The 15,752-nt window shown below is 62.4% G+C and carries 15 protein-coding genes and 1 riboswitch; of the genes, 4 read left to right on the top strand and 11 right to left on the bottom strand.

Annotated elements, in window-relative coordinates; genetic code table 11:
• Positions 1-7 precede the first annotated feature (7 nt).
• Positions 8-1,546 (top strand): MutS-related protein, encoded by a 1,539-nt coding sequence (locus tag BN4346_RS25790; RefSeq protein WP_067968125.1) that lies wholly within the window; start codon positions 8-10, stop codon positions 1,544-1,546.
• On the top strand, positions 1,543-3,042 hold the full coding sequence (locus tag BN4346_RS25785) for a MutS-related protein (RefSeq protein ID WP_067967705.1): 1,500 nt from the start codon (positions 1,543-1,545) through the stop codon (positions 3,040-3,042). The genes BN4346_RS25790 and BN4346_RS25785 overlap by 4 nt, the downstream gene beginning before the upstream one ends.
• Here BN4346_RS25785 and crcB read toward each other — a convergent pair.
• Genes crcB through BN4346_RS25770 form a run of 3 tightly spaced genes read right to left on the bottom strand, consistent with a single transcriptional unit; the run spans position 3,029 to position 4,070 of the window.
• On the bottom strand, positions 3,029-3,397 hold the full coding sequence (gene crcB, locus BN4346_RS25780) for a fluoride efflux transporter CrcB (RefSeq protein WP_067967702.1): 369 nt from the start codon (positions 3,395-3,397) through the stop codon (positions 3,029-3,031). The two genes, BN4346_RS25785 and crcB, sit on opposite strands and share 14 nt — an antisense overlap.
• On the bottom strand, positions 3,394-3,744 hold the full coding sequence (locus BN4346_RS25775) for a DUF190 domain-containing protein (protein ID WP_067967699.1): 351 nt from the start codon (positions 3,742-3,744) through the stop codon (positions 3,394-3,396). The genes crcB and BN4346_RS25775 overlap by 4 nt, the downstream gene beginning before the upstream one ends.
• Positions 3,741-4,070: a fluoride efflux transporter FluC gene (locus BN4346_RS25770; protein WP_235653701.1), complete on the bottom strand. Its 330-nt coding sequence runs from the start codon at positions 4,068-4,070 to the stop codon at positions 3,741-3,743. Before BN4346_RS25770 ends, BN4346_RS25775 begins: the two co-directional genes overlap by 4 nt.
• Positions 4,071-4,468: 398 nt before the next feature.
• On the opposite strand from BN4346_RS25770, the gene BN4346_RS49825 reads away from it, so the two are divergent.
• Both BN4346_RS49825 and BN4346_RS25765 read left to right on the top strand, forming a co-directional pair.
• Positions 4,469-4,552 (top strand): Ms4527A family Cys-rich leader peptide, encoded by an 84-nt coding sequence (locus BN4346_RS49825; RefSeq protein WP_407695121.1) that lies wholly within the window; start codon positions 4,469-4,471, stop codon positions 4,550-4,552.
• Positions 4,553-4,664: 112 nt separating this feature from the next.
• The gene (locus BN4346_RS25765) at positions 4,665-5,459 is read left to right on the top strand and encodes a phosphoadenylyl-sulfate reductase (protein WP_078058437.1); all 795 of its coding nucleotides are present in this window, start codon (positions 4,665-4,667) and stop codon (positions 5,457-5,459) included.
• Between the two features lie 27 nt (positions 5,460-5,486).
• Here the strand turns inward: BN4346_RS25765 and BN4346_RS49645 are convergent, their stop codons facing one another.
• The 8 genes from BN4346_RS49645 to BN4346_RS25725 form a co-directional block, all read right to left on the bottom strand.
• Entirely contained in the window at positions 5,487-6,674 is a 1,188-nt protein-coding gene (locus tag BN4346_RS49645; protein WP_067967693.1) for a PPE family protein, read from the bottom strand.
• 280 nt (positions 6,675-6,954) lie between these two features.
• Entirely contained in the window at positions 6,955-8,592 is a 1,638-nt protein-coding gene (locus tag BN4346_RS25755) for an IS1634 family transposase (RefSeq protein ID WP_067967689.1), read from the bottom strand.
• A gap of 102 nt (positions 8,593-8,694) precedes the next feature.
• On the bottom strand, positions 8,695-9,441 hold the full coding sequence (locus tag BN4346_RS25750; RefSeq protein ID WP_067967685.1) for a PPE family protein: 747 nt from the start codon (positions 9,439-9,441) through the stop codon (positions 8,695-8,697).
• Between the two features lie 339 nt (positions 9,442-9,780).
• Positions 9,781-9,841: riboswitch (Fluoride riboswitch) on the bottom strand.
• Between the two features lie 179 nt (positions 9,842-10,020).
• Positions 10,021-11,439 (bottom strand): MFS transporter, encoded by a 1,419-nt coding sequence (locus BN4346_RS25745; RefSeq protein ID WP_067967683.1) that lies wholly within the window; start codon positions 11,437-11,439, stop codon positions 10,021-10,023.
• 59 nt (positions 11,440-11,498) lie between these two features.
• Positions 11,499-12,179: an adenylyl-sulfate kinase gene (cysC, locus tag BN4346_RS25740; RefSeq protein ID WP_067967680.1), complete on the bottom strand. Its 681-nt coding sequence runs from the start codon at positions 12,177-12,179 to the stop codon at positions 11,499-11,501.
• A 57-nt stretch (positions 12,180-12,236) separates the two neighbouring features.
• On the bottom strand, positions 12,237-13,016 hold the full coding sequence (cysQ, locus tag BN4346_RS25735) for a 3'(2'),5'-bisphosphate nucleotidase CysQ (protein ID WP_067967676.1): 780 nt from the start codon (positions 13,014-13,016) through the stop codon (positions 12,237-12,239).
• A 94-nt stretch (positions 13,017-13,110) separates the two neighbouring features.
• Positions 13,111-14,529 (bottom strand): MFS transporter, encoded by a 1,419-nt coding sequence (locus BN4346_RS25730; protein ID WP_067967673.1) that lies wholly within the window; start codon positions 14,527-14,529, stop codon positions 13,111-13,113.
• 973 nt (positions 14,530-15,502) lie between these two features.
• The coding region (locus tag BN4346_RS25725; RefSeq protein ID WP_167666196.1) for an inorganic diphosphatase at positions 15,503-15,752 on the bottom strand (250 nt) is incomplete at its 5' end.

Raw genomic sequence — 15,752 nt, 5'->3', positions numbered from 1 at the left:
GCACGAGATGACGAACAGCGGCGGCTTCGCCAGCATCCTGTCGACCGATGAGATGGCATTCGACGATGTCACCCGGCCTGAGTGCTTCGATGATCTCTATCTGGACCAGATCATCGCCGGGGTAACCTTCGGCCACGCCGACGAAGGCTTGGAGCCGTTCTTCTACGTGCCCCTGCAAGACACCGCGACCGTGCGATATCGCCAGGACATCTTTCGCGATTTGGAGCGCCCGGAAGTCCAACAGCCCATCGAGAATTTCGTCGCAGGCATGCGTACCACCCGGCAACGCCTGGAGCAGTCGGCACACCTCTGGCATCCGCTGCAGCAACAGGGGTGGTTCATCTACGCGGCCGAAGCGTACTGCGACGCTGTCGAGATCCTCCACAACGAGCTGGCTCAAATCAATCCGGTATCGCGCGGCCTGCGCGACTTCGCTGACTTTCTGGCGGGCTACGTCCACGGCAATGGATTCCGGGTCCTGGTCACCGATACCCACAACGTCCGGGACCGGTTACGTGAGGTCCGCTACGCGGTCCACATCGACGGTCTGCGGGTACATGTCGAGAGGTACACCGGTCAAACCGATTACACCGCCCAAGTCATCGCCGTGTTCGAGCGGTTCGTCAGCCAGGAAGCCAAGGACTACCGCATCGATCTGCAGCAGTACCCCGACATGAACCACGTCGAGGAGCAGATACTCGAACACGTCGCCAACTTGTATCCCGACCAGTTTGGACAGCTGGACCGGTTCTGCGCTGACAACGCAGCGTTCTTTGAACCGACCGTTGCCCGGTTCGACCGCGAGATTCCGTTCTATCTGTGCTACCTGTCCCTCATGGAGCGGTTCACCGCTGCAGGCCTGGAGTTCAGCTACCCCGACGTCACCTCGGAACCCGGTGTCATCGACGTCGACGACGCGTTCGACCTGGCGTTGGCAATCAAATTGATCGATGACAACACACCATTCGTACGCAACAACTTTGCGCTGTCTGGTCCGGAGCGGATCTTCGTCATCACCGGCCCGAACCAGGGGGGCAAGACGACATTCGCACGAACGGTGGGCCAATGCCTGTACCTTGCCACCCTGGGCTGCCCGGTGCCCGCGCGCGCCGCGAGGCTGACGCTGCCGGATCAGATCTACACCCACTTCGAACGGCAAGAAACACTGGCGACACTGCACGGCAAGCTCGATGACGAGTTGGTGCGAATCCACGACATCCTGTCCCGCGCGACCGCGGCGAGCGTGGTGGTGATGAACGAGAGCTTCGCCTCCACCACCGCCTGCGACGCCCTGCAGATCGGCGTCGAGGTGCTCACCCGCATGATCAAGCTTGGCTGCATAGCCGTCTACGTCACCTTCCTTGATGAACTGGCGGGTTTCGACCCAGTGTGCGTCAGCATGGTCGGCGAAGTCGCCCATGACGATCCGACCCGTCGAACGTTTCGATTCACCCGCCGCCCCGCCGACGGATTGGCATATGCCGCAGCACTGGCCGACAAATACGGACTCAACCATGACGCGCTACTACGGAGGGTCACGCGATGAAGGTCCGCCTGTTAGATCCCGACCGCGACTTCGACATGGCGGAGCGCCTGCCTTGGGACTTGACCGACCTGGTCGACAGCGATCTGGAACTGTCCCGGGTCTACACGGCGATGGCCGCCGGTGACGCGTTTCTGCTCGATACGGCTCGCAAAGCACTCCGAGCAACAGTGGTCGATGGTCGTGCGCTCGTCTACCGCCAGCAGATCCTGCAGGATACCTTGACGAACCGGGCTGTCGTGCAACGTATTTACGATCTGGCCACGGATGGTTCCGAGGTGAATCGCAAAGTGTTCCTGGGCGGGATGCTGTTTCGCGATCCGGAGACCGTACTACGCCGATCGGTGCGAATTCTGGAATACCTGAGCAACAACCTCAAGCAGCTGCGCAGCCTGGCCGACCAACACTCATCGACGTTTCACTCCCGGGGATTCCGCCGGCTGCTGGCGATGTTCAGCGAACAGCTCTCTGACGAGTACCTGAGCCAGCTGGATGATCAGCTCGCAGAACTCCACCTGCCGCGCGGTGTGCTGCTTTCCGCACAGCTCGGACTCGGCAACAAGGGCGAGCTCCACCGACTGCACCAGTCACCCAGGCGTAGCTGGTGGGAGAAGCTGACCGATGGTCATGACAACCACGGCTTCGTGGTCGACGACCGCGACGAGGCCGGCTCGCAGGCCCTGACCGCCTTGGCCGGGCGCGCAGTCAACGACGTCGCCAATGTGGTCACGCAATCCAGCGATCACGTCCAGGGCTTCTTCGGGAAGCTACGCACCGAACTCGGCTTCTACCTCGGCTGCGCCAACCTGTATGACCGGCTCAGCCAATCCGGTGTCCCGATCTGCTATCCGGTGCCGACTGCGCCCGGGTGCCCCCGGTTGAACTTCCGGGGTCTACGAGACGTGGGGTTGTGCCTGGCCACCGAGAAGAGCGTCACCGGCAATGACGTCGATGCCACCGGAAAGACGATGGTCATGATCACCGGTGCGAACGAAGGAGGCAAATCGACCTTTCTGCGCAGCGTCGGTGTCGCGCAGGTGATGATGCAGGCAGGGATGTTTGTCGCTGCCGAGTCTTTCGAGGCCGACGTCCGCAACGGGATCCTCACTCATTTCAAACGGGAGGAGGACACCACCATGACGCACGGCAAGCTCGACGAAGAGCTCGCCCGGATGCGCCGAATAGCGGACTTCATCGCCCCGGGGGCCCTGCTGCTGTGCAACGAATCCTTCGCATCAACCAACGAACGCGAGGGATCTGAAATCGCGCGTGGGGTGATCACTGCCTTGGTCGAGGCCGGCGTCAAGGTCGTGTTCGTCACCCACCTCTACGACCTTGCCCATGGGATGTGCGAACGTCGCGATCCGGGAGATTTGTTTCTGCGCGCCGAACGCCGCCCCGACGGTGCTCGGACCTTCCGGCTGAGCCCGGGTGAGCCCAAGCCGACGAGTTACGGCGTCGACTCTTTCCAGCGGGTGTTCGAGGTCACGACCAGATAGCGTGTGCCGCGAAGCTGCCGGCGTAGTAGGCCCCCAGCCCGCAGGTCAGGGTGAGCACCAGATTGCCCACCGCGTAGAGCCGCGCGCCGGCTCCGGCCAGTTGCAGCGTTTCGTAGGAGAAGGTCGAGTAGGTGGTCAGCGCCCCGCACAAGCCGGTGCCGATCAGTAGGTGCCAACTCACGTCGCCGGCACTGACCGCGCCGGTGACCACACCCAGGATCAGGCTGCCCAGCACATTGACGACGAACGTTCCCCACGGAAACGTGGAGTCGTGGCGGGCTTGGATGAATCGATCGGTCAGGTAGCGCAGCGGTGCCCCCACCGCGGCGCCGGCGATGACCAGCAGCCAGGTCACTGGCCGTCGGCAGTTCGGCCGACGTGCCGGACTACCTCGACCTCGTCGAGCATGATCAGGCCTTCGGTCACCAACTCGTCCAGCTCCGGCAGGAAGGCGCGGATCCGCTCCGCGGCGTCGACGATGATGACCGAGACCGGAAGGTCCTCCGACAGCGACAACAGTCGGGTGGTGTGGATCATCGAGGACGCACCGTAGCCCTCGACACCGCGGAATACCGTCGCACCGGCCAGCCCGGCCTTCCGAGCACGGTGCACGATCTCGCTGAATAGTGGCTTGCGGCGCCACGTGTCACTCTCCCCCACGAACACTGTCATCCGGAGCGCGGAGCCGCTGAGCTGGGTCATGATGTCCTCCTAATGATCAGACGTCGAGTCAAGCTCGCGGTGGTCCACGTCACGATCAACACCGCGATCGGCGTGGACAGCACATAGACCAGTGCCCGGAAGGAATGTCCGGCGCCGACGAGGCCGTCGACATCGCCCGCGAAGGTGGAAAACGTCGTGTAGCCACCGAGCACGCCGGTACCCAACAGCGGGCGCAACAGCCGGTGCCCCACCCACAGTTCGGTGATCGCCACCATCAACGCACCCATCAGCGCACACCCACTTATGTTGACAGCCAATGTCGACCAGGGAAATCCGTCAGCTCTGGTCGGCAACGCCAAATCCATGGCGTAGCGACCGCACGCGCCGATGGCGCCACCCAAAGCGACTGCCGCAACCACCGGCGCCTGTTCGCGTGCCGTCGAAGCCCGTCGACGCCAAGCGAAGAGGTCGCAACTAGCGTTTCCGCCAGGACTGTGCATCGGCATGGGTCAATTCACATTCGGTTTCGGTTGCACATGGTGCCTGTCGTGGCGGCCAGGGCCGCAGCGCGCCGGAAGGGGCAGAACTCAATTGGCCCCGATCCATTCACCATTTTTATGTACAGGTCATTCACATCACTTAGCCAGTTACTATAGCCGCGCCCGTCTTGTGCTGCAGAAACCGAACCTGGCTTCGGTACAAGCCTGCCCCGCCAATTCATTTCAGTTTGGGACCGTCGTGGCCTTCGTGGCAGACTGATGAGGTGTCCGCTTTGCTCTCTGTCCCGTTGACGGAGCGGCGGCATATCGATTTCAAGCGTGTCTGTAGCTGTTGCTGTCTGTCTTGATGCCGTAGACCCGTCCCACTTGCTTTTTTAGCTGGCTGCCGGATCTGCGTCGCCGGACCAGGCACCGGCGATTGTCGTGATCCAGGTCGGCTCCTCCCGCGAAGGAGATCCGATGACATTACCCAAGACGCGTAGCGATGCCGCGCCTCGCGGACATTGGAAATCGGGAGACCCGGCGACAAACCGATGGCCCGAGGCCAGGCTGAGAGAGCTGGCGGAACGCGGCTCGGCCGAGCTCGAGGGCGCCTCTGCCACCGAGGTGCTGCGCTGGGCCGATGAAACCTTCGGCGGTGTCGGCGGTCCGCGCAGCACGGCGACCTGCAATTACGTGGTGGCCGCCAGCATGGCTGACGCGGTGCTGATCGATCTCGCCGCAAAAGTTCGGCCGGGCGTCCCAGTGCTTTTCCTGGACACCGGCTACCACTTCGCCGAAACGATCGGCACCCGAGACGCCGTCGAAGCGGTCTACGACGTCCGCGTACTCAACATCACTCCCGAACACACGGTGGCGGAACAAGACGCCCTGCTCGGCAAGAATCTGTTCTCCCGCGACCCCAACGAATGCTGTCGGCTGCGCAAGGTCGCTCCCCTGTCCAAAGCACTGCGCGGTTACGCCGCTTGGGTGACGGGGTTGCGGCGTGACGAAGCGTCCACCCGGAACGACGCGACGGTAGTCGGCTTTGACGACAAGTTCGGCCTGGTGAAGATCAATCCGCTGGTCAACTGGACCGACTCCCAAGTGGCCGACTACATCGCCGAACACAACGTGCTGGTCAACCCGCTTATCGACGAGGGATACCCGTCGATCGGCTGCGCTCCCTGCACGGCGAGGCCGGCTGCCGGGGCCGATCCGCGAAGCGGACGCTGGCAGGGCACCGGCAAGGTCGAATGCGGACTTCACGCCTGATAGACATCTTCGACACAGTTCGTGGTGCTATCCGCCTGCCGCCGGGCGGGGCATCTTAAAACGGCGGTCCCGCATGGCGAGGATCTTTTTTCCTGGGGCCGGCGTCATGTCTCTCATCGGGCCGATGGCCGGTGGCGCTCCCGGGACGGCCTGGCTCGGTTGGTTGGTCGCCCAGGCGGGAAGCGCGCGGAAACCTGTGCCCGCACGACCCACCGGTTCAGCGACAGTCGCTGATGTCGGTGCCGCCGATGCCCACGTCTGGGGAACTGACAGTTGGCCGACGGTCGGTGCTTGGCCGATGCGCACGAGTACGGAATGGCGTCCGGCGGCCGGATCGGTGCCCGGCGCCGCCGGCGTAGCGGTGACAAGTTGCGGCACCGGGTTCGGATTGGGGGCGGGGTTGGCCTCCAAGTCCCTTTTGACCGCATAACCCAGGTTTACCCACTGAAAGGTCGAGTATGTGGTCTGCCAGGCCGGTGTCAGCGGTCCAGCGAAGGCGTTGAAATCACTGAACAAGGTGAGCAGTGATGGTGTTGTCGCGGCCGGGGCGGCATGTGCGGCAACAGGGTTGGCGGTGCCGGCTGCCGCGAGGGATTGCAGGTGCGCAGGAGTCGCCCCCACCAGCTGCGCGAGGGCGCCCTGAACATGCCCTGCCACGGCTTGTGCCGAAGCGGCAGTTTGGCCGGCGCTGTTGGTGGTCGACGGCGGCTGGCCAAACGGCGTCAGTCGGGTTGCGGTCGAGGAGGATGCGGCGTAGGTGTACATGGCCGTTGCGTCTTGCGCCCACATTTCGGCATAGGCCGCTTCGGCGGCTGCGATCGCGGGCGTGTTCTGCCCCAGGAAATTAGTGGCGATCAGCGACATCAGCAACGCCCGATTCGCTTCGATGACCGGTGGTGGGACTGTCGCGGCAAAAGCGGCCTCATAGGCGCCCGCGGCAGCGGTTGCCGCGGCGGCGGTCTGCTCAGCCTCGACGCCGGTCTGCCTGATCCAAGCGACGTAGGGCGCGGCCGCAACGCCCATCCGGGTCGCCGAGGGGCCTTGCCAGCTCTGCGCGAGTTCCGACACCGTCGCCTGGTAGGAGGATGCGGCGACCTCCAACTCCGCGGCCAAGGCTCCCCACGCTGCCGCGGCGGCCATCATTGGCCCCGCCCCCGGGCCGAAATATATCCGGGCCGAGTTGATCTCGGGCGGCAAAGCACCGAAATCCAGCATGGGTCTCCCCTCCTCTCCTGACCGCCGACTCACCCACTAACGCCGACCGCGTATCTACGTCCAGCTCTGTCGCTAACCTCCCGCCGATGGCCGGGGCATCTTGAAGCGGCGGGGCCCGACCCGCAAGACGCTGCTCACCGTGGACCGCCCCGCCGCCGCCGGGCTGCAGCTCCACCACCGGCACCCCCCGTGAGGGCTTGAAGCTGCGCTGGTATCGCTGAAATCAGTTGTGACACCGTCGATTGGGCATTCCCTGCGCTCCTGAGTTTGGACATTTGGCTTAGTACCCCGGTTTGAAGCCGAGATCGCTGAGGATCTTGCCCTCGGCGGTGGGGATTGCCGGTGGAAAGGTCTGGGTAGCGCCGTTGATGTTGATGGTGGCGCTGCGCAGCGGCCGTAGTGCCTTGACGACCTTGGCGATCGAGACGCCGGTGCGCGACTGGATGACGTGGGAGACTGCCAGGGCGGCGAACACGATGGTCAGGTGTGCTTCGATCGCGTCCCGCATCCGGTTGAACATCGGCCGGGCTTGCAGGTCGCTCTTGGACATCCGGAACGACTTCTCCACGTGCCACAGGTCGTGGTACTTCGCGATGACTTCGCCAGCCGGCATCACCGTGACCGGCACATTTGTCACATATCCCTTGAGGCCTACCAGTGACTGGGCGCGGGCCAGACTGGGCTCATCGACAGTGCGGTCATCGCCGCGGACCTTGACAAACCGGGCGGACTTACCCGGCTTGCTGCCGTCGACGATCGCCCGGGCCCGGGTCTCCTGGGCGGCCAGGGTCTTCTGATCGCGGCGGGCACGTTTGGCTGAGTATGCCCAGACCGCCCGCCACGCATCGGGATGCGTTGTGGGATCCCAGACTGGTTCGGCGCGTCTATTAGTGTCGTTGACGGTGCTGTTGGCGTGGCGCGGGGTCACGGTGTCGATGATCTGCCCGTCGGCGAAAACATCGCCGTTCCAATGGAAATGGGACTCCAGATCACCGGGTGCTTTGGTCATCCGGGACCCGACGATGAAGGAGAGCTCCAGCTCATCGAGGGCTTTGAGGTTGGCCGCTGAGAGCATCCCGGCGTCAGCGGCCACCACCATCGGAATGCCCCGCAACTGGTGGCGTTCGACGAAGTCGCAGATGATCGGCACGATGGTGGTCGTCTCGGCGGTGTTGCCCTCGAAACAGCCGATCTCCAACGGCATCCCGGTGCGGTCCACCAGCAGCCCGACGACAATTTGAGGGTCGACCCGCCGGTCTTTGGAGTACCCGACCCGGCGCAGCTCGTCTTCGTGTTCGGCCTGAAAATGAAGCGTCGTTGTGTCATAAAGCAGCAGCGACAGACCACCGCAATCACGGGAGTACTCAAAGCATTTCGCGGCGACCATACCCCGGGCCGGGCCGGCGTGCAGGCCGCGGACATGGCGGTCAATCGTCTTGTATGACACCAGTGTCGCCCCCAGGTCGGCCAGCACCCGCAACGCGTCGATCTTGCTGGTCGGCTCCACGATTCGGGCGATCACCAAGTCCCGGAACACCGCGTCGCCGACCCCGTCGAAACCCAGCCATTCGTACACATGGGCCAGCAGGTCATAGAGCAGCCGCGAGTTCGTGCCCAGCGTGCGACCTGGCGGCACCACCGGTGCTGGGGCCGTGGGCTCAGCCGGCGCTGCGATCAACGCGCGGTCCCGGAAGTCGGCCACATCAGCCATCGACTGAGCGCGCGCGGCGACTTCGAAATCGAGTGCAGCTTGGCCGTCAAGGACCACCTGCTCGGCCGCATCGAGCAGAATCCCCAGCTCAGCATCGGTATGCGCTGAGCCCAGATGCGCCAGGATCACCACCTTGCCCCGGTCCTTACGCACCACCTGCACCGCCACCGCGCCCGAGGCGGTGCGCACCTTCCGCACGTACGCCACCGCACGAACCTACCCGGTTAGTACCCCAAACCACCCGCCCCCGCGATCAAAACACCAGGTCAGGAAGCTACGCAACGCCAAAATCGCTGAGCGTGTCCAAACTCAGGTAAAAGTGTTGAAACTACTGAACAATGTCAGCAAGGAGCTCGCATCTGCCGCCGTGGGGGCGGCTGCAGCTCCACCACCGGCACCCCCCGTGAGGGCTTGAAGCTGCGCTGGTATCGCTGAAATCAGTTGTGACACCGTCGATTGGGCATTCCCTGCGCTCGTCGATCCGACGGCATTGGCCACAGCGGCCGACTGCCCGGTCTGGCCTGCAGGGTTCGTGGTCTGCGGCGGCTGGGAAAACGGTGTCAGCTGGGTCGCTGCGGACGACGACGCAGCGTAGGTGTACATCGCCGCGACATCTTGTGCCCACATCTCCGCATAGGCCGCCTCGGTCGCCGCGATCGCCGTCGCATTCCGTCCCAGGAAGTCGGTCGCGATCAGCTCCGTCAGCTGGGCACGATTGGCCGCCACCAGGTTGGGCGGCACGGTCGCGGCGAACGCCACCTCATAGGCTGCCGCGGCGGCGCGCGCTCGGCTGGCGGTCTCCTCCGCCTGCGTTCCCAGCGCTGTCACCCACGCGACATAGGGGCCGACAGCGCTGGCCATGGCATCCGATGCGCCTCCAGACCACCCCTCGCCCCGGAGTCCGGAGACCACCGACAAGTAGGTACGTGAGGCAGCATCCAGTTGTCCCGCCAGCGCCGCCCACGCCGCTGCCGCCGCTGTCAACGGCGCCGACCCCGGACCCGCATACATCCGGCTGGAATTGATCTCCGGTGGCAAAATCCCGAAATCCGACATGGCCAACCCTTTCTCGCAGAACTACCGAAAACTGCATGACGCAAATTTCTGTCGACTAGATCTATTGATCCGCACCATCGTTCCCCATACGCCAACGCAAGCAGGGACAGGTCAGAGCATTCTCGCGCCGGGCCAGATACCGTCAATTTCTCCGGTGGAGCCGGCCGCGACCGTGACCTGGAACAATTCCAGACAGCATCGGAGCTGACCCGTGTTCAGCCCAGGACGACCGAACACGCGGGAAGTACCCGCAGTTGTCGGAAGCGGGGCTTTGATCAGGAAATACAAGAGAATCCGCACAAGCCGCATAAGGTAAACCCGTTTCTACTCATCGTCGCTGTACGAGTAGAAGCCATCAGCCTTGCGGGCGGTTATGGCGAGCTTCATCGCCGTGGTTTTCAATGGTACACAGGGGACGCTCTGCACGGATAAGACCCAAGCGGATGCACAGCACACTTCCAGCGGCTTTCTTCAGCCCTGAACGCGTCGGTGGCGCGCCAAGGGGGCACCGCAGAGGCCGGCCTGTCCTGCATGCCGACCACCCGCAGCACCCTCCGACGGCCTGCCTGCTAGTCATCGCTAGCGCACGACGGCGGCCTCGGCGCCGGTCAATTGGGGGGCCGGAGTCGGCATAGCTTCGTCTATTTCTCGCGGCCGCACATAACGTGCCCAAGCGACGAACGCGGCCAGCACGTAACATCCCAAGAAGATCCAGAACGCCGGGGTTTCAGTGCCGGTGGCCTTGTAGGACTGCCGCAGCACCAAGTTGATCCCAACTCCGCCAAAGGAACCGAATGCGCCGGCCAATCCGATCGCGGATCCCGATCGGGCCAATGCCCACTGGTTGCGTTCCGGCTCGGAGAGGTCCAAATGGTGGCTGCGCGCTCGGAAGACCGATGGAATCAGCTTGTACACCGATGCCTTGCCCGCGCCAGAGAACGCGAACAACCACATAAAGCCGATGACGTAGCCGGCCATACCCAGCAGCGATTGGTGGCCGTCGCCACCGTTATGGTCGCTGTAGGTGCTGACACCGACGATGAATCCACCACCGAGGATCATCCCGAACAACAAGGCCAGACTGACGTGCCCGCCGCCGAAACGGTCGCTCAACCTACCGCCGTAGATACGCGTGATTCCTCCCAGCAGCGGTCCGATAAACGCGATCTCGGAGGCGTGTAACGCTGCTTGGCCGCTCGACTGCCCAGCGAGGACGAAGTTGTGCTGGAGCAACTGACCGAAAGCGAACGCGAATCCCAGGTAAGAGCCCGAGAAGCACAGATAGAGAAACGAGATGAGCCACGTATCAGATACGGCGAGAACGGCTTTGAGGTCGCTCACCTTCACGCGGTACTTGAGATTGTCCATGTAGAGCGCCGCGCCGACGCTGCCGACCGAGAGCGCCACCAAATAGATGGCGCACACCCAATACGGTTGCCTGTTGCCAGCGATTGCTATCACCAACAATCCGACGGCTTGGATGGACGCCGAACCGAGGTTGGATATCCCGCCCACGAGCCCCATCGCGTAGCCCTTGAGTCGCTGGGGGTAGAGGGCATCGACGTTGGCCAACGACGCCGTGTAGTTGGCGCCGCCAGGTGCCGTCAGCGCGGCGCAGACGAGATACGGCCACAACGGCCAACCGGGATGCGCCAACAGGACGATGGTGAGGACGGTGGGGATCACCAGTACCACCGAAGACCAAAACGTCCAGTTCCGGCCACCGAACTTGGCGTTGAGCATCGGGTAAGGGATGCGCACGGCAGCTCCTACCAGCGATGCGGTGGCATCGATCAGCAGCTTGTCGCTGGTCGAGAATCCGTAAATATCCTCCGGCATGAACAGAACCATGACGGAGAATAGGTACCAGATCGAGAACCCGATATGCGAGGTCACGATGCCCCAGACCAAGTTGCGGCGGGCGACGAGTTTGTTGCCGGCCTCCCATGCTGCGCTGTCTTCCGGATCCCAAGACGTGAAGTTGTGATTATGCAGCATCTCGCAAGTGCCTTTCATGGACATCATGACGAATCAGCGGATAACAACAGGCCGTGAGGCTAATCCCGGGCAAGGCCAAGACCGGTAGTCGACAAGCATGGAATCACACCGACCGTCTCAAGATAACGAATTACTTCATCCGCCAGGGAGTCCGCATCCCGTTCCCCGTCGAGTCTCAATTCTGGATTCACCGGCGCCTCGTAGGGATCGTCAATTCCGGTGAATCCTTTGATCTCGCCCGCGCGAACCTTTTTGTACAGACCTTTCGGATCGCGTTGTTCGCAGATCTCTATCGGCGTGTCGATGAAGATCTCGACGAAGTCATTCTCGGCCAAGGTGGACCGCACCCCGTCCCGGTCAACTCGATAGGGGCTGATAAATGCTGTCAACGCAACGACTCCCGCTTCGCAGAACAGTCTGGCAACCGCTCCGACGCGGCGAATGTTTTCTTCACGGTCATCGGATGAGAATCCGAGCCCAAACCGTTTAGCAAACTTCTCTCCGTGCCGATCTTTGAGCAATCCGGGACCGGCATTAAGGCCATGCCGGACGTTGTCTCCGTCGAGCAAATAGGCGTGGGTGCCACGCTCGTAGAGCTTTCGGTCGACCAGGTTCGCCACGGTGCTCTTGCCGGAAGCGCTCAGCCCGGTAAACCAGATGACGCATCCTCGATGGCCGTTGAGCACCTCCCGCTCTTTACGGGTGACGCTCTGTTCATGCCAGGTGATGTTCAAATTCATAGCAGAATCCTTCTCGTTCGTGGTCGCAACGAATGCACTATGATCGCCGTCGGGTCATTACATGAATCCGATAACAAAACTGTCGTTTTTCAGCGTATTTTTGTTGTAAGTCAACGATGATCTACGCTGCCCTGACCGGGCGGAATTTCGGTAGATGCAGTCGCCTGCGGCGACATCCCACTCCATCGTGGGGTTGAGCCGAGGGTAGATATCAGCGAGCCCCTCGGCCACTGCGCAGAATTTCAGCGAGCTACCTGCGGCAATCCGTCTCTTGACGGGAAAATCTTTTAAGTAGTTTTCGAGGGCAGGCGACGGGTGTGACTTACTCTCTACGATGGTGAGACCTCGACTCAGATCCGGCACCGACGAATATATCCGGACGGGTGGCTTTCCCGCTTCCCGTTTCCAGCTTCCCCGTCCGTCTGCCGCGTAGTAGAGGAGATCTTTCGGTGGTATGTACACGACGCCTAACACCGGCCGGCCATTCTCTATGAGGGCGATATTGACCGTGAATTCATCGTTCCCCGACAAGAACTCCTTAGTGCCGTCCAACGGATCTACCAGCCAGAACAACGGCCACATCTTTCTGCTGTCGTAGTCCGGTAGCACGGCCTCCTCTGAAATTATCGGGATGCGCGGGTAGAACGCCGTGAGTTGTGTGACGATATTTTTATTTGACTCCAAATCCGCCACAGTCAGCGGCGAAGTGTCCTCACCATGATCTCCCTTATCCCGGACAAGCTCGGGATTTCGGTACGACTTGAGAATGAGGTGCCCGGATTCGACTGCTATTGCAATCATCTTGTCCAGGCATTCACTGACTGCGGCTTCATCCATGGCTTCCGGTCTCCGTTCCGTCAGGGCAGTTTGGCGATTGCCTATTTCTTGCTTGATGGCGGCGCCTCGGGTTCGCCGCCAGGTTCGGCTCAACTCACGCATGGGCGGACTCCCAACGCTCACGCCGCCGGGGCGTCTCACGTCCGTCACCCTGGTGCCGCACGTATCGCACCCACGCCAGGACCGCCGCCGCGACATAGCACGCCAGAAAAGCCCAAAACGCAGGAGTCTCGGTGCCGGTACTGGCATAGGACTGCCGCAGAGCCAGATTGATTCCGACACCGCCGAGCGCGCCGAACGCGCCGGCAACCCCGATCAGTGCCCCAGACCGGACGCGCGTCCAATGGTGGCGTTCATCGTCGTCGAGGTCGAGGGCGCGACTCCGCACATCGAAGACCGAAGGGATCAGCTTGTAGACCGCTCCCTTTCCCGCGCCACAGAACAGGAAGAGCGCGATGAAACCGGCCGTGTATGCGATGGTCGTACCAACGCTCGCCGGATCTCCCGCTCCACGAGCGACGTCGTCATGAGTACTCACAACGACCAAGAACCCTGCGGCGGCCGTTGCCGAGGCGAACACCGCCAGACTGACGGGACCGCCACCGAATCGGTCGCTCAACCGGCCACCGAGCACCCGTGCGAGTGAACCTAGCAGCGGCCCGGTAAAAGCGATCTCGGCGGCATGTAACGACGCCTGGGCGGGACTCTGCCCGCTGGACGCGAAGTTGTGCTCAAGCAGCTCTCCGAACGCGAACGCGAACCCCAGAAACGAGCCCGAGGCGCAAAGGTAGAGGAACGAGATTCCCCACGAGTCGGGAACTTTCAGGACAGCGCGCAGATTCGCCAGCGATATGCCCGTACGGTGCGCAACGACGTTGTCCATGAACAGGGTCGCCCCGAGGCCGCCGACGGCCAGCAGTACCAAATAGACCGCGCATACCCAATACGGTTCCTTCTGGCCCGCAATGGCCAGCACCACCAATCCGACCGCCTGGACGGCAGCGGAACCAAGATTGGCCATCCCCCCGGTAAGTCCCAGCGCAAACCCCTTGAGTCGCTGAGGGAATAGACCGTCCACCTTAGCTAGCGACGCCGAATAGCTGCCCCCGCCTAACCCGGTGAGCGCCGCGCACGCCACATACGGCCACAACGGCAACCCCGGATGGCTCAGAAGCGGAATCGTCCCGAAAGTGGGAACCAGCAGGATCGATGAAGAGAAGATCGTCCAGTTGCGCCCACCGAACCAGTTGGCGGCAAAGGCATAGGGGATACGCGCTGCCGCTCCTACCAGAGACGCGACGGCGCCCAGCAGCAGTTTGTCGCCCGAGGAAAAGCCGTACACCGACTGCGGCATAAACAGCACCATCACCGACCAGAGGTACCAAACCCCAAACGCGATGTGCACATTCACGACCTGCCAAATCAGGTTGCGGCGGGCGATGAGCCTATTGCCTGCTTCCCACTCCGCAACATTCTCGGGGTTCCACTCGACGATGCGATGCTGCCGGTTCACGCGCGCTACCTACCTCTCCGCAGCGATCTCGGAGCAACCTCATGCAGTGCTCCGCGCAGGCGCGAGTCCACGTGAGCCGCATACTGGTTATTGACTCTCAGCCGGCCCGAAATCGAATCGGGGGCGGGCGAGATCGGCCCTTCCGTTCCTGCCCGACGTCTGGCCAAACCGCCAACTCGAAATTGGTGTCCGGCAGGTGCGCCTCTAAACCCACAACAATGACCGCCCGATGACGCCCCGCCCGGCGGTTCTACCCACGCAGAACCTGTCCGGGCGACGTGTGACGAGATCGCATCCTGTTGCGCTACGTCATCTTTCGCCATATCGACCAGTTGACCGCTCGACGGCGTCTTCACGGTCGGCGAATCTGCGCGCCTAGAATTCAGTCGAACAAAATCCGTGCTCGGAGTTGCCAACCGCGGCAACCCACGGTCGAACGCAACCGTGGCGGCAAAGGTCAGCCAGCCACGGCGACGCAAAATCTCGATCACTGACATGATCGCAAATATCGAACGGTCACTGACTTGCCCCTGTGTTACATGTGGCCGCAGACTTGCCAGCCACTCTCGCTGTATTCCACAGGGACCGTTGGCCGTCGACACGCGACGCGCAGTTATGGCGAGCCCCACCGCCGTTCTGTTGTGAACATTACCCCTATTGGCCGCGAATCACCAGTAAAGACAAGGTAATCCGAGGCGATGTACAGAATATTGCCAGTCGTGCCACGCTTTACGTTTCTGAACTATCTTTCCGCGCAGGATTAGCAACGAATCGCGCAGCGCCGGTGTACTTTTAGACACCGGAACCACCTTCACAATCAATGTCGCCAAGGAACCCGAAGCACCACTAATCATCAATACCGTAACGCCGAGCGTTGGCAAGCAGTGGGCCTCGCATACCTACCGAACCAGACGGCCCGCGACCGAACAATCGTGGGCCGCGCGTTGGAATTTCTTGGCCAGCTTGAGCAGACTCAGTGTTCGGCTGCTCTAAACCGCTCGATCGACCGGGTGATCTCGGCCTCGGCTTCGCCGCGGCCCACCCAGTCGGCGGCCTTGACGAACTTGCCCGGCTCCAGGTCCTTGTAGTGCACGAAGAAGTGCTTGATCGCGTCCAGCTCGTAGTCGGGCACGTCGCTGATGTCTTGAATGTGGTCCCACCGGTGGTCACCGGCCGGCACACACAGCACCTTGGCGTCGCCGCCGGCTTCGTCGGTCATCTGG

Source organism: Mycolicibacter icosiumassiliensis, from assembly GCF_900078685.2.
GTDB lineage: Bacteria > Actinomycetota > Actinomycetes > Mycobacteriales > Mycobacteriaceae > Mycobacterium > Mycobacterium icosiumassiliensis.
This window is presented reverse-complemented; position numbering and strand designations above follow the sequence as displayed.

Bases quoted from the DNA above. Each gene is read 5' to 3' on its own strand.
- BN4346_RS25790 (WP_067968125.1), top strand. From the start codon at position 8: ATGACGAACAGCGGCGGCTTCGCCAGCATCCTGTCGACCGATGAGATG.
- BN4346_RS25785 (WP_067967705.1), top strand. From the start codon at position 1,543: ATGAAGGTCCGCCTGTTAGATCCCGACCGCGACTTCGACATGGCGGAG.
- BN4346_RS25775 (WP_067967699.1), bottom strand. From the start codon at position 3,744: ATGACCCAGCTCAGCGGCTCCGCGCTCCGGATGACAGTGTTCGTGGGG.
- BN4346_RS25770 (WP_235653701.1), bottom strand. From the start codon at position 4,070: ATGGATTTGGCGTTGCCGACCAGAGCTGACGGATTTCCCTGGTCGACA.
- BN4346_RS25765 (WP_078058437.1), top strand. From the start codon at position 4,665: ATGACATTACCCAAGACGCGTAGCGATGCCGCGCCTCGCGGACATTGG.
- BN4346_RS49645 (WP_067967693.1), bottom strand. From the start codon at position 6,674: ATGCTGGATTTCGGTGCTTTGCCGCCCGAGATCAACTCGGCCCGGATA.
- BN4346_RS25750 (WP_067967685.1), bottom strand. From the start codon at position 9,441: ATGTCGGATTTCGGGATTTTGCCACCGGAGATCAATTCCAGCCGGATG.
- BN4346_RS25745 (WP_067967683.1), bottom strand. From the start codon at position 11,439: ATGCTGCATAATCACAACTTCACGTCTTGGGATCCGGAAGACAGCGCA.
- cysC (WP_067967680.1), bottom strand. From the start codon at position 12,179: ATGAATTTGAACATCACCTGGCATGAACAGAGCGTCACCCGTAAAGAG.
- cysQ (WP_067967676.1), bottom strand. From the start codon at position 13,016: ATGGATGAAGCCGCAGTCAGTGAATGCCTGGACAAGATGATTGCAATA.